The organism is Jannaschia sp. L-14R, assembly GCF_056857695.1.
In genome coordinates, this window is the sequence record NZ_JBSXNP010000011.1 from 446,574 (window position 1) to 471,532 (window position 24,959).

Here is a 24,959-nt window from a genome sequence, read left to right on the forward strand (position 1 = left end):
ACATAGCTTCCCTCGACGGCAGGATGACAGCCCCCGAAGCAAGTCATCTCCGTCGAGGTCATGCCCCTGCCCCGCGACGGCACCCGGAATGGGCCTTGGCACCCTTGCATCGCCATCATAGCCTCCGCCGAAACTTGCCGCACCAAGGGGCCAATATGCGTTATTTTCAACTTCCCGGTCGATCCCCGGTGCTTGCCACGAACGGCATGTGCGCGACCTCGCATCCGCTGGCCGCAAAAATTGCCATCGACACGTTGGCGCGCGGTGGAAACGCAGTGGACGCAGCAATCGCGGGTGCCGTCATTCTGGGACTGTGCGAACCGCAGATGACCGGCCTGGGTGGAGACGCTTTCGCCCTGATCAAACCCGCTGGCGGGGAAGATATCCTCGCTCTCAACGGCTCGGGCCGGGCGGCACAGGGATCGTCCGCGCAAAAACTCCGGGCACAGGGGCTCAAGACTGTGCCGGTCAATTCCGCCCATGCAGTCACGGTGCCGGGGGCGGTCGACGCGTTCTGCACGCTGTCCGACCGACTCGGCAAGCTGGGCATGGCCGACATCCTCGGACCGTTGATCCCCTATTTCGAGAGCGGCGTCCCCATCGCCCCGCGGGTCGCCTTCGACTGGGCTTTGGCCAAGGAGAGCCTGCAAGGCAGCGCACGGGACGTCTATCTAGCGCAAGGCAAGCCTCTGAAAACCGGCCATCAGTTTGCCCTGCCCGGTCAAGCCGAAGTATTGCGCCGGATCGCCGACAAGGGCCGCGACGGGTTCTATGTCGGCGAGGTGGCCGAAGACATGGTGGCAACGCTGAAAGCCGCTGGCGGCGCTCACGTCGTGTCCGATTTCGCGGCCACCGCCTGCGATTGGACCGACCCGATCAGCGGCACCTACAAGGGCATCGATCTGGTCGAGCATCCACCGAACGGACAGGGCGCGACCGCTATCCTGATGGCCAATATTCTGAAACATTTCGATATCACGGCGTTGGACCCAATGGGGTCGAAACGCGCGCATATCGAAGCCGAAGCCGCAAAACTGGCCTATGACGCCCGCAACCGCCTGCTGGCCGACCATGATCATACGGTGCGACTGATGCATATGCTGGATGCAGGCACGGCAGAAAAACTGGCCGCTCTCATCAATCCGAAACGCGCGATGGCCGCAGCAGCCCCTCTGACCGAGGCGATCCACAAGGACACCGTCTATATCACCGTGGTTGACCGGGACCGCATGGCCGTATCGTTGATCTGCTCCATCTTCCATTCCTTCGGGACCGGACTCGCATCCGAAAAATTCGGCATCCTGATGCAGAACCGGGGCGCGGGGTTTACGCTGGACCGTTGGCATCCGAACGAATTGGGGCCGGGCAAGCGACCGATGCATACGATCATTCCGGGCATGTTGCGGCAGAACGGCCGCGTCACGATGCCCTTCGGTGTCATGGGCGGCGCATATCAGCCCGCCGGACATCTGCGGTTTCTGTCGAACATGGTGGATTTCGGGATGGACGCGCAAAGCGCAATCGACGCACCCCGTGCATTTTCAGACAACGGTGTGATGAGTGTCGAACTCGGCTATTCCGATACGGTCAGGGCCGAGCTTTATGCGATGGGCCACAATGTTCGGATTCCCGAAGGACCGATCGGAGGTGCCCAATCCATTCGCATCGACGATAGCGGGTATCTCGAAGGGGCAAGCGACCCTCGAAAAGACGGCTGTGCCCTGGGATACTAGCTGTTAAGTCCCGGCATCTGATGGTTTGGATCGAATTTGAATCTTTCCGGCTCGGTTGTCCAGATTTTGCAGATGTATTGGTATGGAGTGAGTCCGCCGAGTATCTTCAGGCGTCGCGCAAAATTGTATGCCGCGAAGAAGTCGTTGAGATCTGCGCGCAACTGCTCATCGCTGTCGTAGTGGAACCGTTTAACCGTGACTGACCGTTAGGTTCATGCGCCCGATCTGCACGTGCGTCCAGGGATGACGCATCTTGGTCAGCCGGTGCTCAATCCCGTTCGCCTCGCAGATCATGTCGAAGCGCATCGGCCGGGAGATGGTCATGTTTCGGTTCCTCGACTGCTCTGCGAACTGGAAGCCGTTATCGGGGCGGGCAACATTCGCCGCCTGTCAGCCGATGATCACTTTCTGCAACGGCTTGTCCCTCTCGCCAAACCGTGGACCGCCGCCGTCCTGCGGGCAAGCGGCGCTTTCGAAGGGGCTTCAAAAGAGGTTTCAAGCGATCCTTTCACGGCCTTTGATCACGTTAAGGAACATCGGTCGGGCCGCCCGTCCCGCATTGATCAGACACTTCCCGCTTTATCCCGGATCAAACCAAGTGAAATGGCCCACCAGATCAGGTGAAACGCGTCACACTTATCAAGCGAAGACGCGTTTGGAAAAGCGGGGCGTTGTATCCACGCCCCGGCCTGTCAGGTCGGCCCGATCAGACGTTGAAACGCAGCGGCGAGACATTCTGGAAGAGGCCAGTCGCCCGTAGCTTGTCCAGAACGTCAGCATCCGGCTGATCGTCCAGATAGAGCAGCGCGATGGCATCCTTGCCCCGATCCGACCGGCCCAATGTGAAGTTTGCGATGTTTACGCCGTTCTCACCCATGGTCACGCCCAGGGTTCCGATGATGCCCGGTTCGTCATGATTGGTGGTATAGAGCATGTGCGCCCCGACTTCGGCGTCGATGTTGATGCCCTTGATCTGAATGAACCGCGGCTTGCCGTCGCTGAACACCGTGCCCGCGATCGACCGTTCGCGTGTCGCCGTCTTGACCACCAGCTTGATATAGCCGTCGAAAGCACCGGATTTGTCCTGATGCGTTGTGCTGATCTCGACGCCGCGTTCGCGGGCGACAACGGGGGCAGACACCATGTTCACGTCCGGGTTGGTCGCCTTCATGACACCCGCAATGGCCGAACAGTTCAGCGCCTCGAGGTTCATCGACGCGACCGATCCGTTGTAAATGATCTCGATCGCTTTCAGCGGTTCGTTCGTCATCTGGCCGACGAAGGCCCCCAGATGCTCGGCGACCTTGACCCATGGGCCCATGACCTTGGCTTCTTCCGCAGTGACCGACGGCATGTTGAGTGCGTTGGTAACGGCACCGGTCAGCAGGTAGTCCGACATCTGCTCGGCCACTTGCAGGGCGACGTTTTCCTGCGCCTCGGTGGTGGCGGCACCGAGGTGAGGGGTGACGACGACATTCGGCAGGTTGAACAGCGGGCTGTTTGTTGCCGGTTCATCGGCGAAGACGTCGAAAGCCGCCCCCGCGACATGGCCGGATTTCAAGGCCTCCGCCAACGCCGCTTCGTCCACCAGACCACCCCGCGCGCAGTTGATGATGCGAACGCCGGGCTTGGTCTTGGCGATGCTTTCGGCAGACAGGATGTTCTTCGTCTGCTCGGTCAGCGGGACGTGCAGCGTGATGAAATCGGCACGCGCCAGCAGATCGTCCAGCTCGACCTTCTCGACGCCCAGCTTGGTGGCGCGATCTTCGGACAGGAACGGATCATAGGCGACGACCTTCATGCGCAGCGCCCGCGCCCGGTCACAGACGATGCCGCCGATGTTGCCGGCCCCGATCACGCCGAGCGTCTTGCCGGACAGTTCGACACCCATGAATCTGGATTTTTCCCACTTTCCTGCATGGGTCGACGTATTCGCCTCGGGGATCTGGCGGGCGACTGCGAACATCATGGCGATGGCATGTTCGGCGGTGGTGATCATATTGCCGAAGGGTGTGTTCATGACGATGACACCGCGACGCGAGGCGGCGTCCTTGTCGATGTTGTCGGTGCCGATACCGGCGCGACCGACGACCTTCAGATTGGTCGCACGGTCCAGCAGTTTTTCGGTGACTTTCGTGGCGGACCGGATGGCGAGGCCATCGTATTGGCCGATGACGTCCGCCAGACGGTCCTTGTCCTTGCCGAGGCCCGGCTCGAAGGTGACATCGATGCCGCGATCGCGGAAGATTTGGACGGCGGCGTCCGACAAGCTGTCGGAGATGAGAACTTTGGGGGCCATCAGAGGCTCCTTTTTGAAAAAATCTGGGGTGTCGGCCGCGCGAAACCGCGCGCCCGAAGGGCCGGGTCAGGCGGCGAGTTCGGCGCGATAGGCCCATTCGATCCACGGCATCAATGCCGCAACGTCATCGGGTTCGACCGTCGATCCGCACCAGATCCGAAGGCCTGCGGGTGCATCGCGATAGCTGGCGATGTCGAATGCCACGCCTTCCACATCCAGCCGTTTGGCGACGCGCTTGGCAAAGTCGGCGGGCAAATTCGGATCGGTGAACTTCAGGCAGACCGATGTGGTGGACCTTGTGGCCGGATCGTCGGCCAGATTGGCAATCCAGTCGCGGCTTTCGCAGAAGTCCCAGACATGCTGCGCACTGGCGTCGGCGCGGGAGATCAGGCCGGACAGGCCCAGAGTTTCGGCCCAGTCCAGTGCGACGAGATAATCTTCGACCGCCATCATGGATGGGGTGTTGATCGTCTCGCCCCGGAATATCCCGTCGATGAGTTTTCCACCCTTGGTCAGGCGGAATATCTTGGGCAGGGGCCAAGCGGGCGTATAGCTTTCCAGCCGCTCGACCGCGCGGGGCGACAGGATCAGGATACCATGCGCACCCTCGCCACCCAGCACCTTTTGCCAGCTGAACGTCGCCACATCGAGCTTGTCCCACGGCAAGTCCATCGCGAATGCGGCGCTGGTGGCATCGCAGAGCGTCAGGCCGGTGCGGTCATCGTCGATCCAGTCGGCGTTCGCAACACGGACACCCGAGGTAGTGCCGTTCCAGGTGAAACAGATGTCGCGGTCCGGATCGATGTCCAGCGAAGGCAGCGCGCCATAGTCGGCTGTCCGCACATCGGCGTCCAGCTTCAACTGTTTGACCACGTCGGTGACCCATCCTGCGCCGAAGCTCTCCCACGCCAGCATGGTGACGGGGCGCGCGCCCAGCATCGTCCACATGGCCATTTCGTAGGCCCCGGTGTCGGAGGCGGGCACGATGCCGATGCGGTAATCGTCGGGCACGCCAAGAATGGCGCGGGTCCGGTCGATGGCGGCGGCGAGTTTCGCCTTGCCCGGCGCGGCGCGGTGGCTGCGGCCCAGGGGTGCATTGCTCAGATCGGAAAGGGAAAAGCCCGGATGCTTGGCGCAGGGGCCGGACGAAAAACGCGGATTGGACGGTTTTGTCACGGGCCGCGCGCCCGCGTTCAGAGTATCAGTCATAACTATCCTTGCAGATAAATGCCCCTCGTTGGGGAGGGGTGTCCCGCCGATGTCGCTATTCCCCGCGAAGGGGTCGCGCAAGGCCGATTATCGGGCTAAGGCGCGACAAATAGCGGGGCGGCAGCGTTCTGCGTTCACGATAGGAAACCGCCGCGATGCATACCGTTGTCCTGATCTCTTCGCCCGATGCGCCCGTCGTGGACCTTTCTTTGGTGGAAGCGCTGCGCAACGGATGGGGCGGTGGTGTCGCACGCTGGCTGAACCCTGGCATCGCGGCGGAGTTCGACCTGGATCGCCTACCCGACACGCTGGACGCGACGCGGGACCAGATGGACGCGATGGGTGTCGACCTGAACGTCGTGCCGATGGAAGGGCGCAGGAAGCGCCTGCTGCTGGCCGATATGGATTCGACCATGATCCAGCAGGAGTGCATCGACGAACTGGCCACTGAGGCGGGCGTGGGCGAACGGGTGGCGGCAATCACGGTGCGCGCGATGAATGGCGAAGTCGACTTCGAGGGGGCGTTGCACGAACGCGTTGGATTGCTGGCCGGACTGGATGCGTCGGTCATCGACCGGGTGCTGGCCGACCGCATCACACTGATGCCAGGCGGGGAGACCTTGCTGGCAACGATGAAGGCGCAGGGGGCTAAGGCGGCATTGGTGTCAGGCGGGTTCACGGCCTTTACGTCAGCCATAGCGGCGCGGCTAGGGTTCGACTGGAACCGGGCGAATACTCTATTGCTGGAGGGCGGCAAACTGACCGGCCAGCCCGGCCTGCCGATTCTGGGACGGCAGGCCAAGGTCGATGCGCTGGAGGAACTTACCGCCGAAATGGCGATCGGCGAAACCGATGTCATCGCCGTGGGGGACGGGGCGAACGATCTGGACATGTTGCGGCGGGCGGGAATGGGCGTGGCGCTGCATGCGAAACCCGCCGTGCAGGCCGGGGCCGGTTTGCGCGTAAATCACGGCGACCTGACGGCACTGCTCTATCTACAGGGCTATCACCGGGACGACTTCGTTACGTGATGTCGCGCTGACCGCTTGGCGGGCAAAGGATGCGGGTCAGATCATCGGCGCGCGACTTGCAGCCTGTCGGCGCGCGCGGATCATCAAACCCTTGCTGGTGATCGTCACCTCCGCCATTGCGGTCCGCATGATGTGGGACTGGTTCCAGCTGTCATCGGGCTGTCACTGACTGGGACTATGCGGCAGACAGACCCCTTACCCCAAGGACAGTCCAATGGTTGAAATCGACCCGATCCGCTTCGTCCTGTCGGTGTTTCTGCCGCGCCCGCGTAAACGGTAACGTCCTGCGCCTGTCTAGAGACCCGCTTCGGCGGCGATCTGGGCACGGCTTTTCCGCTGCCGTTCGGTCGCTGATTTCAACTGACCGCAGGCGGCCATGATATCCTCGCCCCGCGGTGTACGGATGGGCGAGGCATAGCCCGCTTCCATCAAAATCTTCGCGAAGGCATGAATGCGGTTATTGCTGGACCGGGTATAGGGCGCGCCGGGCCATTCGTTGAACGGGATCAGGTTCACCTTGGCCGGAATCCCCTGAAGCAGCGCGACCAGGCGATGGGCGTCGTCATCGCTGTCATTGACGCCGTGCAGCATGACATACTCGAAGGTAATCCGCTCGGAATTGGAAACTTTGGGGTATTCGCGCAGCGCGTCCAGCAGCACCGCGATATTCCACCGCTTGTTGATCGGGACCAGCGTATCGCGCACCTCGTCCGTCGTAGCGTGGAAGCTGACGGCCAGAAGGCAGCCGATTTCCTGCGCGGTCCGGGCAATTTCAGGGACGACACCGGATGTCGACAGGGTGATGCGGCGACGGCCCAGCGCGATGCCCTCGCCGTCCATCACGATCTTCATGGCGTCGCGGACATTCTCGAAATTATAGAGCGGCTCGCCCATGCCCATCAGAACGATGTTCGACAGCAGCCGCGCGGTCGGGTCGTTCGGCGCGCCCTTTTCCGGCCATTCGCCCAGATCGTCCCGCGCCAGCATGACCTGCCCGACGATTTCGCCCGGTGTCAGGTTGCGAACCAGCTTTTGCGTGCCGGTATGGCAGAATGAACAGGTCAGGGTGCATCCCACCTGACTGGAAACACACAGTGTGCCGCGCCCGTCTTCAGGGATATAGACAACTTCGACCTCGTGCCCGCCGGCGATCCGCACAAGATATTTGCGGGTGCCGTCCTCGGATACCTGCCGGGTCATCACTTCAGGCAATTCGATGGTAAAGTTCTTGGCCAGAGTGGCGCGGAAATCCTTGGCCAGATTGGTCATCAGCGCGAAGTCCCGCACGCCCCAATGATACAGCCACTGCCACAGCTGATTGGTCCGCATCCGGGCCTGCTTTTCCGGCGTGCCAACGGCAATCAACGCTGCGCGCAACGCGTCGCGGGTCAGACCGATCAGATTCAGGCGGTCGCTTTCGGGCAATTTGCGCGGGATGGTGTGTACATCCTGCGTGATGGGAACTTGCATGACAGATATCCGAAAGGTCAGATCGCGACTGGGCGGGATCAATGGAAACAGGCGCCCCATATAGGGACGCCTGCCGAAAATCGCAAATGCCCGATGTCGCGCCCGGCTCAGCCGCCGCAGCGTTTCTCGGCGTCGGTGACGGCCGCTGTGAAGCCCATCAGGCTGAACGAATCCTCGGTTCGGGTGCCGCGTCCGGACTGCCCCTTCACGACCGCGTTCGCGCCGCGCTTCATGGCCGCGATAAGCCGCTCGTCATCCGTCGGCGATGCGGCCCAGGCCAGTTCGCCATCGGTGAACATCTCGAAACTTTCGGTCCCGATCTCGACCGTCACGGTCGAGCCGCTGGCATAAGGATAGCCGCCGGTCGCCGAGACCTCGCCCTTCTTGTCGCTACCGGGCCAGTAGCTGACGAAGAGGCGGATATCGCCACGCTGCGCCGCGACCTCACGCCCGTCGCGGGTGTTTCGGATCGACTTGGGGGCCGACACGATCCAGCACTGGGTCGGGTTGTCTTCGACAAAGACGGACCAGTCAGTCTCCGTATTCACCCTGTTGGAGCTGTCCTGTGCAAAGCCTGGCATCGTCAATGCGGTGGTCAGAAGTGCGGCCGAGATCGTGGCCCCAATCGCCTTGAATTTCATGTTCGTCCTTGCCTCTCGTCGGCGGCCCCGGCTGCCCGGTTTTGTCCGGCCTTCGAACCCGGTGCACGCGGTTCCCAATACTGCATGCCGATGATAGCGCAGGGGGGACCACCGGGGAAAGCCCGGCAAGCAAAATTTCGCGCATGGAGAGAGCGGCATGACCGAAGTCAACGAAGGAGCCATCGATCTGGTCGAGGTGATCCGGGGCGACCGGGTCGAATCGGTGCATCGCGGTCACATTGTCGTGTGCGACGGCGCAGGCGAAATCGTCGAAGCCTGGGGGGACCCGTCGGCGGTGATCTACCCCCGGTCGGCCTGCAAGATGGTTCAGGCGCTGCCGCTTCTGGAATCGGGTGCGGGGGCACATTTGACATCGGCGCAACTGGCGCTGGCCAGCGCCTCGCATGAAGGCGCGGCGGTGCATGTCGCGGGCGTAAACGCCTGGCTGCGCGACCTCGCGATGTCGGAACAGGACCTGCGGTGCGGCACGCATATGCCATACTCCGACGATGCCAGGGCCGACCTGATCCGCGCGGGCGACAGGCCCTGCCAGTTGCACAACAATTGCTCGGGCAAGCATGCCGGGTTTCTGGCGCTGTCGAAACATCTGGGCGCAGGTCCCGAATACGTCGAGCCGGATCACCCGGTTCAACTGGCGGTGCGCCGCGCCTTTGAGGAGGTGACCGGGATGGACAGCCCCGGCTATGGTATCGACGGCTGCTCCGCCCCGAATTTCGCCACGCGTCTGGATGCCTTCGGACGTGCAATGGGCCTATTCGCCGGGGCGCGCGACGGCGGCGGCCTGCGTCAGGACGCCATGGTACGGCTGACCCGTGCAATGGGGGCGGAACCCATGCTGGTTGCGGGTGAAGGCCGGGCATGCACCGATCTGATGCGCGCCATGGGGGGGCGCGTGGCGGTCAAGACCGGGGCCGAGGCCGTGTTCATCGCCATCATACCGGAGCTGAATCGCGGCATCGCGCTCAAGATAGTCGACGGCACGACGCGCGCGGCAGAAGCGGTGATTGCCGCGATGCTGGTTCGTCTGGGCGTGCTGGACGCAGGTGCGCCGGTCGCGAAACGGCTGACCCATGGGCCGATCACGAATTGCCGGGACAAGGTGACGGGCCACTATAACGTCCGCTTGCGCTAGGGTCTGTCCAACGCCGTGGTCAAAGCCTCCAGCAGCAGGTTTTTCTTCAATGGTTTTGTCAGATACGCCATGAACCCCGCGGCCTCCAGCCGCTCCGCCATATCGTCGCCGACATGCGCGGTCAGGGCCAGCAGAGGGGACGGCGTGCCGCCGCGCTCCGCTTCCAGCGTCTGAATGGCTGCGGCGGCACCGAACCCGTCGAGGCCCGGCATGGATATGTCGAGGATGACGGCATCGGGCCGGTCGCGTGCATAGGCATCGACGGCCTGAACGCCGTCGGCTACCAGATCCAGCTTATAGGGCTGGTCGCGCAGCATCCGGTCCAGCAACAGGCGGTTCGTGGCATTGTCGTCCGCCAGAAGCAGGCGGGGGGGGCGGGTCGTAGGCGATATCGCGAATGCCGCTGCCAGCGCGGCCCCCGTGACCAAGCGCGGCAGGACCGCATCGGCGCGGTCGGCAACCGCCGGATCGGCCTCCTCCCGGCGGCCCAGCAGAACGACCTGCGTCCCGTCGGCGGCTTGCGACAGGGCGGCGCGCTGATCTTCATGCGACAGCGCCAGTGGCAGCAGGATTGGCGTATCGGCCTCCGGCGAGTCGCGAAGAACGAGGCATCCCGCCTGTCCAAGCCGCGCAGCGATCAGGTCACCGGACGGACCTGCGTGAACTGCAACCTTGTCCGGCAGGGGGGGCATCGCATCGGCTTCCCCGTCGCCGACCAGCGGCAGCGACAGCGTGAACGTCGATCCGGTGCCTGGCTGGCTGGACAGCGTCAGCGTCCCGCCCATTCGTTCCGCCAGACCACGCGAAATGGTCAGGCCCAGCCCCGTGCCTTCGGTCGATGACCCATCGGGGTCGTCGACCTGGCCAAACGCCTCGAACACTTGCGCGGATTTGTCTTCCGGAATGCCGGGCCCCGTATCCTCGACCGCAATCCGGTTCAGATCGTCGCCCGGCGTCACGCGGACGATGACATGACCGGCTTGCGTGAACTTCAGCGCATTGCCCAACAGGTTCATGACGATCTGCCGGATCCGCCCCTCGTCGCCAAGGAACCGGGTTCGCGCGCCGATCGGATAGGTCAGATCGACCCGAACACCCGCATGTTTCGCCACCGCCGCCAGCCGCAGGCAATCTATCAGCAACGACTCGAGGTCCAGCGGGCCATGCCGCAACTCGACCTTGCCCGCTTCCAGCTTGGAGACGTCGAGCGTGTCGTTGACGATGACCAGCAATGCCTCGGCCGAATCGTGGATCGTGCGGGCGAACAATTCCATTTCCGGGTCGTCCGCCTGCTCGGCAAGCATCTGCGACAGGCCGATCACGCCATTCATCGGTGTCCTGATCTCGTGGCTCATCCGGGCGAGAAAGTCAGCCTTGGCCCGCGCTGTCAGTTCGGCTGCATCACGGGCGGCGGCCAGCGAAGCCTCGCGCGCCCGGTGTTCGGTGATGTCGAGGACCAGCGACACGACATCGCCGTCCGGGGCGCGCCGGTCCTGAAATTGCAGAATGCGGCCATCATAGTGTTGCAGCGTCAGGGGCGCGATCACCTCTGCGTCCCAGCGGGCGATCTGCGCCTGCGCCCATGCGGCGGGGCGCAGGTCGCCGATGTCGAAGGCTCCTTCATCCGCCGCCAACATGAAAACCTCGGAAACATGGCATCCGGGGGCGAGTTCGGACGCCGCATCGAACAGGTCGAGATAGACGTGGTTGGCCGCGATCAACCGCCCCTGCATGTCGAACAGGGCGAACCCGTCGCGCATCGTCTCCAGCGCGTGCCACAACCGGCGTCGCGCCCGGTCTGCCCGCTCTGCCGCTTCCTTGCGCTGTTGCAGGACGGCCTGCTGCCGTTCCGTCATTTTCAGGTTCTGATCGCGTTCTGAAAGATACTGCCGCGACAGTCTGTCGGCATTGGCCACCAGGGCAGAATGGGTCCGCGCAAGTTCCCTCCGGGTGTGGTCGAGCGTCCGCTCCGCCGCCAGACGACGGCGGCGTTCCTCCAGAAACAGGGTGTCGGGGACAGATCCGTCCATGCCGATCGACATCTCCGCCCTCGGGACGGGGCTTCGTGTCGGACCTGCCAGCAAATGGTGAAGATGGACTTAAGCCGTGACGCGATGGCCCCTGTTCACCGCCGGTCCCCAGGGTCTGACCTGTGCGGCGAGTGGTCCATATACCCTGGGCAGTGGCCCTGTAATCTCGCGTTCATAACCCGACGGATGTGTGCCGGGGCGCGGGTCTGGACCCTGACCCAGTTGCGCCGGGAAAGCCTGTCCAGGAGTGACGATATCTAGTTCAGGTCGAAATGCAGCGGATATTGCCGCCCGTCGAAAGCACCGAACAGATCGCCGATATCGGGGTGCGTCACCGGCTCACCCGTACGGTCGAGCATCAAGTTCTGCTCGGACACATAGGCGACGTAGTAACTTTCGTCGTTTTCGGCCAGCAGGTGATAGAACGGCTGATCCCGCCTTGGACGCGAGTCCTGCGGGATGGCATCGTACCATTCCTCGCTGTTGGAAAATTCCGCGTCGACATCGAAGATTACCCCGCGAAACGGGTGCTTCTTGTGCCGGACGACCTCGCCCAGTGCGTATTTCGCTTCGTTGTGCAGCATGATCTTGCCCTTTCGCCTTTCCAATCCTACGCCTTGGCCCCGCAACTTGTAAATCGGCGCAGGTGCGAATCGGCGGAAACAGAGTGTGACTCTGGCCTATACAGTCCTGCAGATCGTGGCCCCGTATTCATCCTGGCCAGCATCATTTTCGCCTGGATTACACTGAAATACGCCTATGACACCGCCCGGTGGCCGGTCTTTCCGTTCTGAAGGTCTTCGTCTGTACCGGGTTCGCCTTCGCCGTGGGCATGGCGTTCGGTTGGACCGCCACACTGGGGTTCTTATCGTGCAGATGGCGCTGCCAGTGGCGGTCACATCGTATCTTTTGGCGACGAAATACGGGACCGAAGCGCAGCCGGTCGCCGGTCTGGCCGTCGTCTCGACGTTGATGGCTGTGGTCGCTCTGCCGCTGATCCTCGCGGTCTTCGTCTGATGTGATTGGCAGGATGGGCAGAATCGGGTATGGATTTTCAAAATCGGTAAAAACAAAATGACCGGGCAGTAAAGACATGATGAAATACATGCAGATGAGCCTTCTGCTGATTCTGACCGCATGCGGTGGAATCCGTGGGGATGGTCGTGCGCCGCGCGATCTGGATAACGCTTGTTCAATTCTGGACCAAAGGCCGGGTTATCTGCGTGCCTTCAAGGCGGCCGAACGCAAGTGGGGCGTGCCGGTGCACGTGCAAATGGCCACGATCTATCAGGAATCCAAGTTCATTTCCGACGCGCGCACGCCGCTTCGCTTTTCGCTGGGCGTGATCCCCGTGGGCCGTCAGAGCAGTGCTTTCGGATATTCCCAGGCGCTGGATGCCACCTGGAAGGAATACCAGCAGAAGGAAGGCGGCCGCCGCTCGCGCCGCGACAGCATCCGGGATGCGACTGATTTCATGGGATGGTACATGGCCGAGACGAACCGGACACTCGGTATTTCCCTGGCCGATGCCCGCAATCAATATCTTGCCTATCACGACGGACGAACCGGCTATCGGCGCGGCACGTACCTCAGCAAACCATGGCTCGTCCGCATTTCGAGCGAGATCGAATCACGCGCTGCAATGTATCAGCGCCAACTTCCCCGCTGTTCCTGATGAGGTCTTATCCGGCGATATTTCGTCGGGTTTGATTGATACGGGCGATGCCCGGATGCCCGGCGCGGTCAGGCCCCCGCGCCTTTCGCCATAGAGCGATAGATGGCCTCCGCCAGCCCGGTCTGACCGCTTTGTGCAACGGCATCGGCCTGGGCCTGCCGCAGAAAGCTGTCGAATTGCGTGTCGCCACCGCCCGACGGCGACGGGGCCCCAGTGCCCGAAGCCCGCAGAAGCTCCGTAAACAGGAAAGCCTCCAGCTGTTGCGCCTGTGCCCGCAATTCCGCCTCACGCTGACCGGCCGAATCCGGGGACGTGGTCGAATGCGGAGACATCGGTCCCGATATCATATCCATTTGCGGCTCCTCCGACTCTTGTCCTTCGGTCAGATCATATCCGGGTAAAGGATTTCGTAACGCCAGCCGCATAGACAGCTCGGACGAGATGATTCTCTGATGACGGAGGGGCCATGACACCTGAACTTTCGATGCGCCCTCACAATGGGTCGGCACCCGGTGGCTCCGCCCCGATAGGCCTTGCCTCGCCCGAAGGCGGCGTCGGTGAATTTCAAGCCATTCTGCAGCATGCGCCCCGAGATACCGGTCGGACCAGCCGCACCGGGGAAAACCGTCCTTCTACGCCTGACGGCCGGACTGAGCGCGAATCCCCCCCGGATCTTTCAAGGTTCACTGCCGGGGTCGAGGATGGTGCCCTTCGCGATCTGCCCGAGTGGCTTCGCGTGGCGCTTTCGTCAAATCATGCCGACAGTGCGGCGGAGTTTTCGGAAATCACCCCCGACATCGGCACTGCGGCAGCCCCGGCGAAACCGCCGCCCGATCCTGCCGGTCTTCCGGCAACCGCGCCGGACCATATACCTTCGTCATCGAATCAAACCGCCAGTCGCCTGGACGGGCGCGGCGTGAACTGGCCGGAACCGACCCCTCCGGTTGATGCGATGCGCCGCCTGCCCACCGCACACCCTGTTTCGTCCGATCGGACAGCGGTAATTTCCGATGCCCAGGGCATCCGGCCAAACGTCGCCGGCCCTCCGCAGGGCAAGGTCATCGGGCCAATGGAACCGCCCTCGGATGCGACCGTCCGATCCGATCAGCGGCCTGGGGCACCAATCCTGAACGATCGCGCACATACCAAGCGACCTTCGCCGGATCTGGACATGCCCGGATCAGTCAGCAGATCCGCGACCCCGGACGATATGCGGCCCGTTCAGGATGTCCCCCGCCGCATCGAGGTCAGCCCTGCGCCGGTGACATCGGCACTGAAACCCGCTTTCGACCCGATCCGACCCGGAACCACCGCGTTTCCAGAGGCCAGCTCTGTCAAAATCGATATAAGCCGGATCCAGTCCGCCGCGCCAACACCTGCCCAGGGGTTTTCGGCCCCGCCCTTCGACGCCCCGACGGCTCCGACAGCGCCGACAGTTTCGCTCTCGGCGACCGAAGCCGCCGCAATGAGCATTCCGGCAACTGCGCTGGTGACCCCGGTCGACTTACGTGCCGTCTCTCCCGTGGCGCTGACACAGTTGCCCGAGGCACTCTCGACGCAGGTAAAGGCGTTCGGGAGCGGCGCGCCGACGCCCGGTACGCTACGTGCGGCCGATGGCACCCTCTCGACCGAGATGGAGCTTGCGCCCGCCGATCTGGGACGTCTGCGCGTCAGCCTTCAGACAACGGAACGGGGCCTGCACCTTGCCATCACCGTAGAGCGACCCGAGGCGCTCCTCGCCGTCCGGCAGCATCTGGATACCTTTCACCGATCCCTGATCACGGATGGGGTGACGCTGGACAGTATCGACATCGGCACAGGCGATCGGAGTGGCGGTTTCGAACGACATCTCCCGCGCGCGCCAGGGCGACGCGGGACCGGGGCCAGACAGGATGCCTCTCCTGACACTGATGTTTCGATCAGTCACGACACCCCAGGACGGCGGGCCGAACCCGGCCGCCTCGACCTGAGCTTCTAGGAGAATTCGATGGATATATCCTCGTCCACGACCAGTCTGGCCACCAGCAATACAACGGCAAGCGCTGCCAGCACGTCGCCCACATCCGATTTCGACACGTTCCTGCGCTTGCTCACGGCGCAAATCCGAAATCAGGACCCTCTGGAACCGGCGGATTCCACCGCCTACACCGCACAACTGGCAACCTTCTCCAATGTCGAACAATCGGTAAAGACCAACGACCTGCTGGCGCAGATGATCCAGCGGCTGGACACTCAGCAGATCAGCGGCGCATCGGACTGGATCGGGATGGAGGTTCGGTCTTCCGGACCCATTGCGCATCAGGGCGGAGAAACCGAACTGCACACCCGGATCAACCCGGTCGCCGACCGGGCCGATCTTGTCGCTTTGGACGCGCAGGGTGCGGAGGTGGCGCGGCAGGCCATCGATCCCGACGGCGAAACGTTGCGCTGGCCCGGCATGGGCCTTGGCAACACCGTACCCGACGGAATTTACACATTGCAGGTCGAGGCATGGGCGGGCGAGCGTCAACTCGACACCACAGCGGTGGACCATTATGCGCAGGTCACCGAGGTTGTGCTGGGCGCTTCAGGGACGGACTTGGTCCTGAACGGCGGCATTCGTCTGCCGGCCGATCAGTTGCAATCGATCCGGCGTCCGGTCGAATAGCGATGCCGACGCCCCCTGCGGCACACGAAAGGCGCCAAGCCTTCAGGTCATCAGGGACAACGCCCAAACCAGTGCGACCGTCGTTCCCCCGGTGACAAACAGCATCGCCGCGGGCCAGCGCGATTGGCGCGCCGCTTCCTCCCTCGATCGTTCGGGACGGCGCAGTGCATCCTCGACCGCGCGCGGCAAATGCGGACCGAACCGGGCCAGAACGCGGGCCGTCCGGGCCAGATCGCGTGCAAACGCCCGTGGTCCGAGGTTTTCGCGAATATAGCGTTCGACCTCGGGGCCCGCTGCCTGCCAAATGTTCATATGCGGGTTCAACGTGCGGGCCACGCCTTCGACCACGACCATGGTGCGTTGCAGCAAGATCAGCTCGGTCCGGGTTTCCATTCCGAACCGCTCCGTCACTTCGAACAGATAGGCAAGCAGCCGACCCATCGAGATACGCGAGGCGTCCATACCGAAGATCGGCTCCCCCACTGCGCGCAGGGCCTGGGCGAACATGTCGATATCCTGGTCGGCGGGCACGTATCCGGCCTCGAAATGCACTTCGGCGACGCGGCGGTAATCCTTGCGGATAAACCCCATCAGAATCTCGGCATAGACACGGCGGGTGTATTCATCCAGCCGTCCCATGATGCCGAAATCCAGCGCGATGATATCCCCGGACGGCGCAACCTTCAGGTTTCCCTGATGCATGTCGGCGTGAAAATATCCGTCGCGCAACGCATGGCGCAGGAACATCTGCATCACCCGATTGGCCAGCACCGCACGGTCATGGCCCGCTGCGTCAATGGCGTCGATGTCCGCCATCTGGATGCCTTCGGCCCAGTCCAGCGTCAGCACCGCGCGCCCCGACAAGGCCCATTCGACGCCCGGCACCTCGAATCCTTCGTCGCGGGCGATATTGGCCGCGAATTCTCCGGCCGCCGCCGCCTCTGTCCGCAGGTCAAGTTCCTGCCGGACGGTGGCCTCGAAATGCGCGATCACATCCATCGGGCGCAGACGGCGCGCAGACGGCGACAGCCATTCGATCATCCGCGCCGCCATGTAGAAGGCGTCGATATCTCGGGCGAAGGCGCGCGCGATGCCAGGCCGCAAGACCTTGACCGCAACCTTGCGGCCATCCCCCACCAACCGCGCCTGATGCACCTGCGCGATGGATGCGGCGGCAACCGGCCCGGTAAATTCGGTGAACATCGCGTCGACCGGCATCTCCAGATCCCGCTCGATCATGTCGCGGGCAATCTCGGTCGGGAACGGCGGCAGCTTGTCCTGCAACACCCGCAGTTGCAGCGCCAGATCGCCGCCGACGAAGTCGGGTCGCGTCGACAGGATCTGCCCCAGCTTGATGTAACTCGGTCCCAATGCCGTGATCGCCCGCAGCACGGGGGGCAACGTCGGATCGCCGGAGTAGCCCAGCCATTTGAACGGCCATCCCAGAATGCGCGCGGCAATCCGCAATTCGCGCGGCGCGCGCATCTGGTCCAGCACGACATCCATCGCGCCCGTCTTCTCGAATGTTCCGGCGGTGCGGATCAGCCGCCAGATGTTATGCGGTCCCCTCACCTCAGATCTTCCAGCCCGAATGCAGCGCCGCGATACCGAACGACAGGTTGCGATACTTCACGTTTCCGAACCCCGCATCTACGATCATCCCGGCGAACCGGTCCTGATCCGGAAACTGGCGGATCGACTCGACCAGATACTGATAGCTGTCCCGATCCCCCGCGATGGCCTGTCCCAGCGGCGGTATCACATTGAATGAATAGAGATCATAGGCTTTCTGCATCAACGGGTTGGGCAGTTGGCTGAATTCCAGCACCATCAACCGACCGCCGGGCCGCAACACGCGGTATGCCTCGCGCAGGGCATCCGAAATCCGCGTCACGTTCCGGATGCCAAAGCTGATGGTATAGGCGTCGAAGGTGCCGCTTTCGAACGGCAGGGCCATCGCGTCGTCCACCACCCATTCCAGACGGTCGGCCATGTTCGCGGCCTCGGCCCGTTGCCGTCCTGCGACCAGCATGCCTTCGGTCATGTCGCAGACCACCGCCTCGGCCCCGGGTGCGCGTTCCAGAAACCGAAAGGCGATGTCGCCGGTGCCGCCCGCCACGTCCAACAGGCGCTGACCGGGCCGCGGGGCCAGCCAGTCCAGCATCGCATCCTTCCAGATGCGGTGGACGCCAAGCGACATCGCATCGTTCATCACATCGTATTTCGACGCCACATTGGTAAAGACCCCGTGAACACGACCGGCTTTCTCCGCCTCGGGTACGGTCTCGAAGCCGAAATGCGTGGTGCGCCCAGAACTCCGGCTGTCGGTCTCTTGCGTCATGACGCATGGCTCCTCATCTGTGTTGGTCTGACTTATAGGGCGCATACGCCCGCCTGCAACGGACGCCGCCCATGCCAGAACTTCCCGAAGTCGAAACGGTGCGCCGGGGTCTGGCCCCCGCGCTGGACGGCGCGCGCCTTGCCCGCGTGGATGTGAACCGTCCCGATCTGCGCTGGCCGTTCCCCGATCGCATGGCGGATCGCCTGCGGGGTGCGACGATCCGCGCATTGGGTCGGCGGTCGAAATTCCTGTTGCTGCATCTTGATACGGGCGAGACGCTGATCGTGCATCTGGGCATGTCGGGGCGGATGGTGGTCGACGACCTCTCGGCACCGACCGGGATTCAGCCGGGCACGTTCCGCCGCGATGCAGGCTGGCACCCGCAGCACGACCACGTAGTTTTCCACACCGACCGCCACCGGGTCACCTTCAACGATGCCCGTCGCTTTGGTGCGATGGACCTGTGGCCGACGGATGACCTGGAAAACCACCGGCTGATCGCGAAACTGGGGCCGGAACCCCTGGGCAATACCTTCAACGATGCGCACCTGATCGCCGCCTTCCGGGGTCGCAACACGCCGGTGAAATCTGCGCTGCTGGATCAGCGGATCGTGGCGGGCCTGGGCAATATCTACGTGTCCGAGGCGCTGCACCGGGCGGGCATCGCACCGAAGCGCAGGGCCGGACGAATTGCCGCGCCCCGCGTCGCCGCTCTGGTCCCGATCATCCGCGACGTTCTGGACGAGGCGATCCGGGCCGGAGGCTCTTCGCTGCGCGATCACAGACAGGCGGACGGCACCCTCGGCTATTTCCAGCACAGCTTCCGGGTCTATGACCGCGAAGGTCTCCCCTGCCCCACACCGGGCTGCGATGGCGCGATCCGCCGCATCGTTCAATCGGGGCGATCGAGCTTCTTCTGCGGAGTTTGTCAACGATGAGGGACCACTGTTGACTTGAATCGCCGCCGTCTTCGGGGCAGGCCTGATGTCTTGGAACCTGCGGAGCGACAAATGGGCTACGAAACACTGAACGTCGATGTCGGCAATCACGTGGCGGTTATCCGGCTGGACCGGCCGGATGCGATGAACGCTCTCAACTCCACCCTGCTGGAGGAACTGGCCAAGGCGCTCCGGTCCGCGCAGGACAATGAAAAGGTCCGCTGCATCGTTCTGACCGGGTCGGAAAAGGCCTTCGCCGCCGGCGCGGATATCAGCGAGATGAGCGAAAAGACCTTCATCGACGTCTATATGGGCGATCTGTTCAGCAAGGAGGTCGGCGCGATTCTGCGGGTTCGCAAGCCGATCATCGCCGCGGTCGCAGGCTATGCGCTGGGGGGCGGGTGCGAATTGGCGATGATGTGCGACATCGTCATCGCGGCAGATACCGCCAAGTTCGGTCAGCCCGAAATCAATCTCGGCGTTATCGCGGGTCTTGGCGGCACGCAGCGCCTGACCCATGCGGTCGGCAAGGCCAAATCGATGGACATGCACCTGACGGGTCGCTTCATGGATGCCACCGAGGCCGAGCGCTCCGGTCTGGTCAGCCGTGTCGTGCCCGCCAAGAAACTGATGGATGAAGCGATGGCCGCCGCAGGCAAGATTGCCGAGAAGTCTATGGTCACCACCACCGCCGTCAAGGAAGCCGTGAACTACAGCCAGGACGCCGGACTGACCGATGGCCTGCTGTTCGAACGCCGGTTGTTCAACGCGCTGTTCGCGACCGAAGACCAGACCGAGGGCATGAAGGCGTTCCTCGAAAAGCGCGAGCCGCAGTTTCGCGATCGCTGAATCGGCGGCGTGGGGTGCGCAACGAACGTCGGACGTATATCCGACGCGGATCACCCGTGGATCACCCCTCGGTTTGCGGTGCCTGTTCGCGGTCGCTTGACGCGGATGCCCCCCGCGTCTAGACGACGCCGATCATGCGTGTGAGGCCCGCTTTGGCCGGAATTGCCCGACCCCGTTTATCACGGCGTCAGATGGGTGGCCCTTGGGCGCAGTCAATATATGAACTGAACTGCAAGGACCGAACACCATGGCCAATTCACCCCAAGCCAAAAAACGTGCCCGCCAGAACGAGCGTCGATTCGCCGTGAACAAGGCCCGCCGCTCGCGCATTCGCACCTATCTGCGCAAAGTCGAAGAAGCGATCGAATCCGGCGATCAGACCGCCGCCGCAGCCGCGCTGAAGGCCGCCCAGCCCGAGTTGATGCGTGGCGTGACCAAGGGCGTTTTCCATAAGAACACCGCATCCCGGAAGGTCTCGCGCCTTGCGTCGCGCGTGAAGTCTATCGGAGCCTGACAACCGATTCTATCTGGACGACCCAATCGGTTTGTCACAGGTCAAGAGATTTGTAAGCCCGCCATCAGGTGGGCTTTTTTCTTGCCTGTTTTCCGCGCGTTGATTGCTCAAAGACAGATTCTTTGCGGTCATCCGCCGAGTCAAGAAAGAAGAGTCATTGCCGCTCCAAGGCAGCGAACGGTATCTCATGTCTCAGCGAGTCAGATCGCTGAGTGGGGACATAGATGAAATCGGATGCAGGTCCGCAAATCTCCGAGGTGGGGCCTCGGGAGGCGTGGGAAATCTTGTCGAATGACGCCGCATCCGTTCTCGTGGATGTCAGGACCGCCGCCGAGTGGAGCTTCGTCGGCACGTCCGACCTGTCGCAGCTTGGCAAGGACGTCATTCTTCTTGAATGGAAGTCCTGGCCGGATATGTCCCCGAACCCGGCTTTCGTCGGGGCGTTGATGCAAGAGGTCGGGGGACTGCCATCCCGTTTCCTGTTCATCTGTCGCTCCGGCGTACGCTCGATGCAGGCGGCCCGTGCCGTCGCCGATGCCCTCTCTGTCAAGGGGACACCGGTTGAATGCATCAACGTGGCCGAAGGGTTTGAAGGTGATCTGAACGAGCATGCACACCGGGGGGGCCTTAATGGATGGAAGGCCCACGGACTGGATTGGCACCAGTCCTGATGACAACATTCTAGGGGCGAGTAGGGCCGTATTAATGACGAATGACGCATGGAATCTTGCCAAGGGCGGGATTCGAAAGGACATCGGCGCACATAATTACACGACGTGGATCGAACCACTGTCGTTCCGGTCGATGGAGGAGGGCACATTGTCGCTCGCTTCGCCGACTGAGTTCATCGGCAAATGGGTGATGCAGAACTTTCGCGACGTAATCCTGCGTCACGTCTCGGACAACGGTGATTCTGCGGCCCGTCTTGTTTGCAGTGCATCTTCGCATGGGGCCTCCAGATCTGCCGCCACGGCCCAGACCCGCACATCCGACGAATCGACCCAGCGGTCGCGCGCCGGTCAGGAAAATACGCTGGACAAGCGGTTCACTTTCGATGGCTTCATCGTCGGCAAATCGAACGAACTGGCCCATGCCGCCGCCCGCCGTGTCGCCACAGGTGGCCCGGTCAGTTTCAACCCGCTGTTTCTGCATGGCCGCGTGGGTCTCGGAAAGACGCACCTGATGCAGGCCATCGCCTGGGAAATGCAGGAGCAGAACCCCGACAAGCGGGTGATGTACCTGTCCGCCGAACAGTTCATGTATCGCTTCGTTCAGGCCCTGCGCGAAAAGGCCACGATGGATTTCAAGCATCTGTTTCGTACCGTCGACGTCCTTCTGGTCGATGACGTGCAATTCATTGCCGGCAAGGAATCCACCCAAGAGGAATTCTTCCACACGTTCAACGCGCTGGTCGACCAGGGAAAGCAGGTGGTGATTTCCGCCGACCGCAGCCCCGCCGATATTTCCGATCTGGAAGAACGCATTACCTCGCGCTTGCAATCGGGTCTGGTCGTTGACCTGCACCCTGCCGACTACGAATTGCGACTGGGCGTATTGCAACACCGCGTCGACAGTTTCGCCGCCCATAACCCCGATTTTCAACTGGAAGATGGCGTGTTGGAATTTCTCGCCAGCCGCATCACCGCCTCGATCCGAGTGCTGGAAGGGGCCGTAATGCGCCTGTTCGCCTATGCCGATCTCGTCAAGCAGAGCGTTACGATGGAGCAGACGCAGGATGTTCTGGGCGACCTGCTGCGCGTCTCGGAACGCAAACTGACGATCGACGAGATCATGAAAGTCACGTGCGAACATTACTCTCTGCGGATGTCGGACATGACCTCTGCCCGTCGGTCGCGCACTGTCGCCCGGCCCCGGCAGATGGCGATGTATCTGGCCAAGAAGCTGACACCACGGTCCTATCCCGAGATTGGCCGCAAGTTTGGCGGCCGCGATCATACGACGGTTCTATATGCCGTTCGCAAGATCGAGGAGTTGATGATCGCCGACGATCAGATCGCCGAGGATGCGCAGCTTTTGCAACGCAAACTGGAAAGCTGAGCCGCCCGTTTCGGAAAGGTCTGATGGCCGGTTGCGCCGACGTGTTCCGCCGCTATTCTGCCGATCCGATCATCCGAGGTTTGAGCCATGAAATTTTCCATCGAGCGTGCCGCCCTTCTTGACGCCGTCAGTCAGGCGCAAGCCGTCGTCGAACGGCGCAACACCATTCCGATCCTCGCGAACGTGCTGATGGAAGCGGATGGCGACGGCGTCAGTTTCAAGGCCACCGATCTGGATATCGAAGTGATCGACAGGGCCATAGCGCAGGTCGAACGGCCCGGCGGCACTACCGTTTCGGCGGTACTCTTCCATGAAATCGTGCGGAAACTGCCCGATGGCGCGCTGGTCCAGATTGTCGAAGACCAAGCGCAAGGCCGGCTGGAAGTCACTGCAGGACGGTCGCATTTTTCACTGGCGACGCTGGCGAAGGAAGACTTCCCGGTTATGGCGACATCGGACTATGACGCGAATTTCTCCTGCGAGGCCAAGGTGCTGCGGCGCTTGTTCGACAAGACCCGCTTCGCCATCTCGACCGAGGAGACACGGTATTACCTAAACGGCGTCTACTTGCATGTGGCCAATGGCGATGATGGCAAGGCCCTGCGCGCAGTCGCCACGGACGGTCACCGTCTGGCCCGCGTCGATGCCGCCCTGCCGGACGGCGCTGCGGACATGCCCGGCGTCATCGTACCCCGCAAGACGGTCGATCAGGTGCGCAAACTGCTCTCGGACGATGATGCGCAGATCGCTGTCTCGGTGTCGGAAACCAAGATCCGCTTCGCAACGCCCGACATCACACTGACATCCAAGGTCATCGACGGCACCTTCCCCGATTACGCCCGCGTCATTCCGGTGGGCAACACACGTGAATTGAAGGTTGACGCCAAGGATTTTGCCAGGGCCGTCGACCGCGTCGCCACCGTGTCTTCGGAACGCTCGCGCGCGGTCAAGCTGATCTTGGATGAAGATCGCCTGACCCTCTCGGTCAACGCGCCAGATTCTGGTGCTGCGGAAGAAGAACTGGCCGTTGCCTATAATGACGAAAAACTGGAAATCGGCTTCAATGCCAAATACATGCAGGAAATCGCCGCGCAGGTCGATTTCGAGATGGCGACGTTCTTGTTCAACAACGCGGGCGATCCGGCCCTGATGCGCGAAGGCGACGACCTGTCGGCGATCTACGTCGTCATGCCGATGCGCGTGTGATGGCGCGTGTCTGAAGGCGCGGGCTGCGTCACGACGCTGGCCCTGTCGCATTTCCGGTCACATAGATACACACGGCTGGTGTTCGATGACCGTCCCGTCGCGATCCACGGGCCGAACGGAGCAGGCAAAACGAACCTGCTGGAAGCCATCTCTCTGCTGTCGCCCGGTCGCGGCATGCGCCGTGCCGCCGCCGGGGAGATTATTCGCCGTCCCGAGGCCATTGGCTGGAAGGTGACTGCCGACTTGTCAGGGCACGGGGTCGAACTGCGTGCCGAGCCGGGGCAGCCACGGACCACCCGGATCGACGGCAAAACCGTCCCGCAGATTGCGCTGGCCCGACTGGCGCGTGTGTTGTGGCTGGTCCCGTCGATGGATCGACTCTGGCTGGAGGGGGCCGAGGGACGACGGCGGTTTCTGGATCGCATGACGCTGAGCTTCCTGCCCGATCATGGTGAGGCTGTGCTGGCATATGAAAGGGCCATGCGGGATCGCAACCGTCTGCTGAAGGACGGGGTGCGCGATGACCTGTGGTACGACGCGCTGGAGATGCAGATGGCGCGCCACGGAGCCGCAATTCACGCCCGGCGCCTGGACGCACTGGATCGGCTGGCCAGCGCGCAACAGTCGAATGACCCTTTTCCAGCCGCCAATCTGGCGTTGACGCACCCCGATGACGACGCCCCCCTGACCCAGGATGCGCTGCGCGACGCGCTCGGGCGGTCTCGGCCCCGCGACATGGCAGCAGGACGCGCCCTGGTCGGGCCGCATCGCGCCGATCTGTCGGCTATATACGCCGCAAAGGACATGGCGGCGCGGCTTTGTTCGACGGGAGAACAGAAGGCGCTGCTGATTTCGCTGATCCTTGCGAACGCACGGGCTCTCAAGTCCGGGACAGGGCAGGCCCCGATCCTTTTGCTGGACGAAGTGGCCGCGCATCTGGACGCTGACCGTCGGGCCGCGCTTTATGCCGAGCTTCTGAGCTTGGGCGGACAGGTATTTCTGACCGGCACCGGCCCCGAACTCTTTGTCGATATGGGACGGGATGCCCTTCATCTGCGTGTCGCGGACGACGCGGGCTGCAGTCGAACGGAGGATATCACGCTTTGATTGTCGGTCGCCGCTGACGCCACAAAATATGGTGCGATTGCCGTGACAATGCCCCCTT

Annotated in this window: 23 protein-coding genes and 1 pseudogene; 14 read left to right on the forward strand and 10 right to left on the reverse strand. The window is 62.7% G+C overall.

Features of this window, described 5'->3' with window-relative positions:
• The first annotated feature begins 155 nt into the window (after window positions 1-155).
• A complete protein-coding gene (locus AC13C2_RS14965; RefSeq protein ID WP_482887306.1) occupies window positions 156-1,733 on the forward strand; it encodes a gamma-glutamyltransferase family protein in 1,578 nt (525 codons plus the stop codon).
• Here the strand turns inward: AC13C2_RS14965 and AC13C2_RS14970 are convergent.
• From AC13C2_RS14970 to AC13C2_RS14980, 3 genes and pseudogenes are all read right to left on the reverse strand, one after another.
• Window positions 1,730-2,099, reverse strand: a pseudogene (locus AC13C2_RS14970) (IS481 family transposase); the annotation flags it as partial. The gene AC13C2_RS14965 and the pseudogene AC13C2_RS14970 overlap by 4 nt on opposite strands.
• 340 nt (window positions 2,100-2,439) lie before the next feature.
• The gene (serA, locus tag AC13C2_RS14975) at window positions 2,440-4,032 is read right to left on the reverse strand and encodes a phosphoglycerate dehydrogenase (protein ID WP_482887308.1); all 1,593 of its coding nucleotides are present in this window, start codon (window positions 4,030-4,032) and stop codon (window positions 2,440-2,442) included.
• Between the two features lie 66 nt (window positions 4,033-4,098).
• Window positions 4,099-5,241, reverse strand: a complete 1,143-nt coding sequence (locus AC13C2_RS14980) for a phosphoserine transaminase (protein ID WP_482887309.1) — start codon at window positions 5,239-5,241, stop codon at window positions 4,099-4,101.
• Between the two features lie 155 nt (window positions 5,242-5,396).
• Between AC13C2_RS14980 and serB the strand changes: the two genes are divergently transcribed.
• Window positions 5,397-6,272 carry a phosphoserine phosphatase SerB gene (serB, locus tag AC13C2_RS14985; RefSeq protein ID WP_474521095.1) on the forward strand — a complete coding sequence of 292 codons (876 nt, stop codon included), beginning with the start codon at window positions 5,397-5,399 and terminating at the stop codon, window positions 6,270-6,272.
• A 294-nt stretch (window positions 6,273-6,566) separates the two neighbouring features.
• On the opposite strand, the gene rlmN is transcribed toward serB, so the two are convergent.
• Both rlmN and AC13C2_RS14995 read right to left on the reverse strand, forming a co-directional pair.
• The gene (rlmN, locus tag AC13C2_RS14990) at window positions 6,567-7,742 is read right to left on the reverse strand and encodes a dual-specificity RNA methyltransferase RlmN (RefSeq protein ID WP_482887311.1); all 1,176 of its coding nucleotides are present in this window, start codon (window positions 7,740-7,742) and stop codon (window positions 6,567-6,569) included.
• A 107-nt stretch (window positions 7,743-7,849) separates the two neighbouring features.
• A complete protein-coding gene (locus AC13C2_RS14995) occupies window positions 7,850-8,323 on the reverse strand; it encodes an invasion associated locus B family protein (protein ID WP_245737526.1) in 474 nt (157 codons plus the stop codon).
• A gap of 217 nt (window positions 8,324-8,540) precedes the next feature.
• On the opposite strand from AC13C2_RS14995, the gene AC13C2_RS15000 reads away from it, so the two are divergent.
• On the forward strand, window positions 8,541-9,536 hold the full coding sequence (locus AC13C2_RS15000; protein ID WP_339642695.1) for an asparaginase: 996 nt from the start codon (window positions 8,541-8,543) through the stop codon (window positions 9,534-9,536).
• Here the strand turns inward: AC13C2_RS15000 and AC13C2_RS15005 are convergent.
• Together AC13C2_RS15005 and hspQ are read right to left on the reverse strand one after the other, a co-directional pair.
• Entirely contained in the window at window positions 9,533-11,566 is a 2,034-nt protein-coding gene (locus tag AC13C2_RS15005; protein ID WP_482887312.1) for an ATP-binding protein, read from the reverse strand. The two genes, AC13C2_RS15000 and AC13C2_RS15005, sit on opposite strands and share 4 nt — an antisense overlap.
• Before the next feature lie 257 nt (window positions 11,567-11,823).
• On the reverse strand, window positions 11,824-12,150 hold the full coding sequence (hspQ, locus tag AC13C2_RS15010; protein ID WP_092759789.1) for a heat shock protein HspQ: 327 nt from the start codon (window positions 12,148-12,150) through the stop codon (window positions 11,824-11,826).
• Window positions 12,151-12,442: 292 nt separating this feature from the next.
• Here hspQ and AC13C2_RS15015 point away from each other — a divergent pair, with 292 nt between their 5' ends.
• Both AC13C2_RS15015 and AC13C2_RS15020 read left to right on the forward strand, forming a co-directional pair.
• Window positions 12,443-12,583, forward strand: a complete 141-nt coding sequence (locus tag AC13C2_RS15015) for a hypothetical protein (protein WP_482887313.1) — start codon at window positions 12,443-12,445, stop codon at window positions 12,581-12,583.
• A 76-nt stretch (window positions 12,584-12,659) separates the two neighbouring features.
• The gene (locus tag AC13C2_RS15020) at window positions 12,660-13,241 is read left to right on the forward strand and encodes a transglycosylase SLT domain-containing protein (protein ID WP_092759787.1); all 582 of its coding nucleotides are present in this window, start codon (window positions 12,660-12,662) and stop codon (window positions 13,239-13,241) included.
• A gap of 68 nt (window positions 13,242-13,309) precedes the next feature.
• Here AC13C2_RS15020 and AC13C2_RS15025 read toward each other — a convergent pair whose 3' ends face one another.
• The gene (locus AC13C2_RS15025) at window positions 13,310-13,594 is read right to left on the reverse strand and encodes a rod-binding protein (protein ID WP_482887314.1); all 285 of its coding nucleotides are present in this window, start codon (window positions 13,592-13,594) and stop codon (window positions 13,310-13,312) included.
• A gap of 113 nt (window positions 13,595-13,707) precedes the next feature.
• Here AC13C2_RS15025 and AC13C2_RS15030 point away from each other — a divergent pair, with 113 nt between their 5' ends.
• Both AC13C2_RS15030 and AC13C2_RS15035 read left to right on the forward strand, forming a co-directional pair.
• Window positions 13,708-15,219, forward strand: a complete 1,512-nt coding sequence (locus AC13C2_RS15030) for a flagellar hook-length control protein FliK (protein ID WP_482887315.1) — start codon at window positions 13,708-13,710, stop codon at window positions 15,217-15,219.
• A 9-nt stretch (window positions 15,220-15,228) separates the two neighbouring features.
• Complete coding sequence (locus AC13C2_RS15035; protein WP_339642679.1) at window positions 15,229-15,888, forward strand: flagellar hook capping FlgD N-terminal domain-containing protein; 660 nt, start codon at window positions 15,229-15,231, stop codon at window positions 15,886-15,888.
• A gap of 42 nt (window positions 15,889-15,930) precedes the next feature.
• Here the strand turns inward: AC13C2_RS15035 and ubiB are convergent, their stop codons facing one another.
• Complete coding sequence (gene ubiB / locus AC13C2_RS15040) at window positions 15,931-17,460, reverse strand: 2-polyprenylphenol 6-hydroxylase (RefSeq protein WP_092759782.1); 1,530 nt, start codon at window positions 17,458-17,460, stop codon at window positions 15,931-15,933.
• A gap of 1 nt (window position 17,461) precedes the next feature.
• Window positions 17,462-18,229: a bifunctional demethylmenaquinone methyltransferase/2-methoxy-6-polyprenyl-1,4-benzoquinol methylase UbiE gene (ubiE, locus tag AC13C2_RS15045; RefSeq protein WP_482887316.1), complete on the reverse strand. Its 768-nt coding sequence runs from the start codon at window positions 18,227-18,229 to the stop codon at window positions 17,462-17,464.
• A gap of 71 nt (window positions 18,230-18,300) precedes the next feature.
• Between ubiE and mutM the strand changes: the two genes are divergently transcribed.
• The 7 genes from mutM to recF all read left to right on the forward strand — a co-directional run bounded on the left by mutM (window position 18,301) and on the right by recF (window position 24,901).
• Complete coding sequence (mutM, locus tag AC13C2_RS15050; RefSeq protein WP_092759779.1) at window positions 18,301-19,167, forward strand: bifunctional DNA-formamidopyrimidine glycosylase/DNA-(apurinic or apyrimidinic site) lyase; 867 nt, start codon at window positions 18,301-18,303, stop codon at window positions 19,165-19,167.
• Window positions 19,168-19,239: 72 nt separating this feature from the next.
• A complete protein-coding gene (locus tag AC13C2_RS15055) occupies window positions 19,240-20,016 on the forward strand; it encodes an enoyl-CoA hydratase-related protein (protein WP_092759777.1) in 777 nt (258 codons plus the stop codon).
• A gap of 247 nt (window positions 20,017-20,263) precedes the next feature.
• Window positions 20,264-20,530: a 30S ribosomal protein S20 gene (rpsT, locus tag AC13C2_RS15060; RefSeq protein WP_092759775.1), complete on the forward strand. Its 267-nt coding sequence runs from the start codon at window positions 20,264-20,266 to the stop codon at window positions 20,528-20,530.
• Between the two features lie 224 nt (window positions 20,531-20,754).
• Window positions 20,755-21,201: a rhodanese-like domain-containing protein gene (locus AC13C2_RS15065; RefSeq protein ID WP_339642667.1), complete on the forward strand. Its 447-nt coding sequence runs from the start codon at window positions 20,755-20,757 to the stop codon at window positions 21,199-21,201.
• Between the two features lie 34 nt (window positions 21,202-21,235).
• Window positions 21,236-22,588, forward strand: coding sequence for a chromosomal replication initiator protein DnaA (dnaA, locus tag AC13C2_RS15070; RefSeq protein ID WP_482887318.1), 1,353 nt, complete (start codon window positions 21,236-21,238; stop codon window positions 22,586-22,588).
• Between the two features lie 87 nt (window positions 22,589-22,675).
• On the forward strand, window positions 22,676-23,794 hold the full coding sequence (dnaN, locus tag AC13C2_RS15075) for a DNA polymerase III subunit beta (protein WP_092759769.1): 1,119 nt from the start codon (window positions 22,676-22,678) through the stop codon (window positions 23,792-23,794).
• Window positions 23,795-23,800: 6 nt separating this feature from the next.
• Window positions 23,801-24,901, forward strand: coding sequence for a DNA replication/repair protein RecF (recF, locus tag AC13C2_RS15080; protein WP_482887319.1), 1,101 nt, complete (start codon window positions 23,801-23,803; stop codon window positions 24,899-24,901).
• The last annotated feature ends 58 nt before the right edge of the window (window positions 24,902-24,959 follow it).

Excerpts from the sequence above, each read along its gene's own strand:
- AC13C2_RS14995 (WP_245737526.1), bottom strand. The coding sequence starts at position 8,323 with ATGCCAGGCTTTGCACAGGACAGCTCCAACAGGGTGAATACGGAGACT.
- AC13C2_RS15020 (WP_092759787.1), top strand. The coding sequence starts at position 12,660 with ATGATGAAATACATGCAGATGAGCCTTCTGCTGATTCTGACCGCATGC.
- hspQ (WP_092759789.1), bottom strand. The coding sequence starts at position 12,150 with ATGCTGCACAACGAAGCGAAATACGCACTGGGCGAGGTCGTCCGGCAC.
- AC13C2_RS15030 (WP_482887315.1), top strand. The coding sequence starts at position 13,708 with ATGACACCTGAACTTTCGATGCGCCCTCACAATGGGTCGGCACCCGGT.
- AC13C2_RS14965 (WP_482887306.1), top strand. The coding sequence starts at position 156 with ATGCGTTATTTTCAACTTCCCGGTCGATCCCCGGTGCTTGCCACGAAC.
- ubiE (WP_482887316.1), bottom strand. The coding sequence starts at position 18,229 with ATGACGCAAGAGACCGACAGCCGGAGTTCTGGGCGCACCACGCATTTC.
- dnaA (WP_482887318.1), top strand. The coding sequence starts at position 21,236 with ATGACGAATGACGCATGGAATCTTGCCAAGGGCGGGATTCGAAAGGAC.
- AC13C2_RS15005 (WP_482887312.1), bottom strand. The coding sequence starts at position 11,566 with ATGGACGGATCTGTCCCCGACACCCTGTTTCTGGAGGAACGCCGCCGT.
- AC13C2_RS15015 (WP_482887313.1), top strand. The coding sequence starts at position 12,443 with ATGGCGCTGCCAGTGGCGGTCACATCGTATCTTTTGGCGACGAAATAC.
- AC13C2_RS14980 (WP_482887309.1), bottom strand. The coding sequence starts at position 5,241 with ATGACTGATACTCTGAACGCGGGCGCGCGGCCCGTGACAAAACCGTCC.
- mutM (WP_092759779.1), top strand. The coding sequence starts at position 18,301 with ATGCCAGAACTTCCCGAAGTCGAAACGGTGCGCCGGGGTCTGGCCCCC.
- serB (WP_474521095.1), top strand. The coding sequence starts at position 5,397 with ATGCATACCGTTGTCCTGATCTCTTCGCCCGATGCGCCCGTCGTGGAC.
- AC13C2_RS15000 (WP_339642695.1), top strand. The coding sequence starts at position 8,541 with ATGACCGAAGTCAACGAAGGAGCCATCGATCTGGTCGAGGTGATCCGG.
- serA (WP_482887308.1), bottom strand. The coding sequence starts at position 4,032 with ATGGCCCCCAAAGTTCTCATCTCCGACAGCTTGTCGGACGCCGCCGTC.
- AC13C2_RS15035 (WP_339642679.1), top strand. The coding sequence starts at position 15,229 with ATGGATATATCCTCGTCCACGACCAGTCTGGCCACCAGCAATACAACG.
- AC13C2_RS15055 (WP_092759777.1), top strand. The coding sequence starts at position 19,240 with ATGGGCTACGAAACACTGAACGTCGATGTCGGCAATCACGTGGCGGTT.
- rlmN (WP_482887311.1), bottom strand. The coding sequence starts at position 7,742 with ATGCAAGTTCCCATCACGCAGGATGTACACACCATCCCGCGCAAATTG.
- rpsT (WP_092759775.1), top strand. The coding sequence starts at position 20,264 with ATGGCCAATTCACCCCAAGCCAAAAAACGTGCCCGCCAGAACGAGCGT.
- AC13C2_RS15025 (WP_482887314.1), bottom strand. The coding sequence starts at position 13,594 with ATGGATATGATATCGGGACCGATGTCTCCGCATTCGACCACGTCCCCG.
- AC13C2_RS15065 (WP_339642667.1), top strand. The coding sequence starts at position 20,755 with ATGAAATCGGATGCAGGTCCGCAAATCTCCGAGGTGGGGCCTCGGGAG.
- dnaN (WP_092759769.1), top strand. The coding sequence starts at position 22,676 with ATGAAATTTTCCATCGAGCGTGCCGCCCTTCTTGACGCCGTCAGTCAG.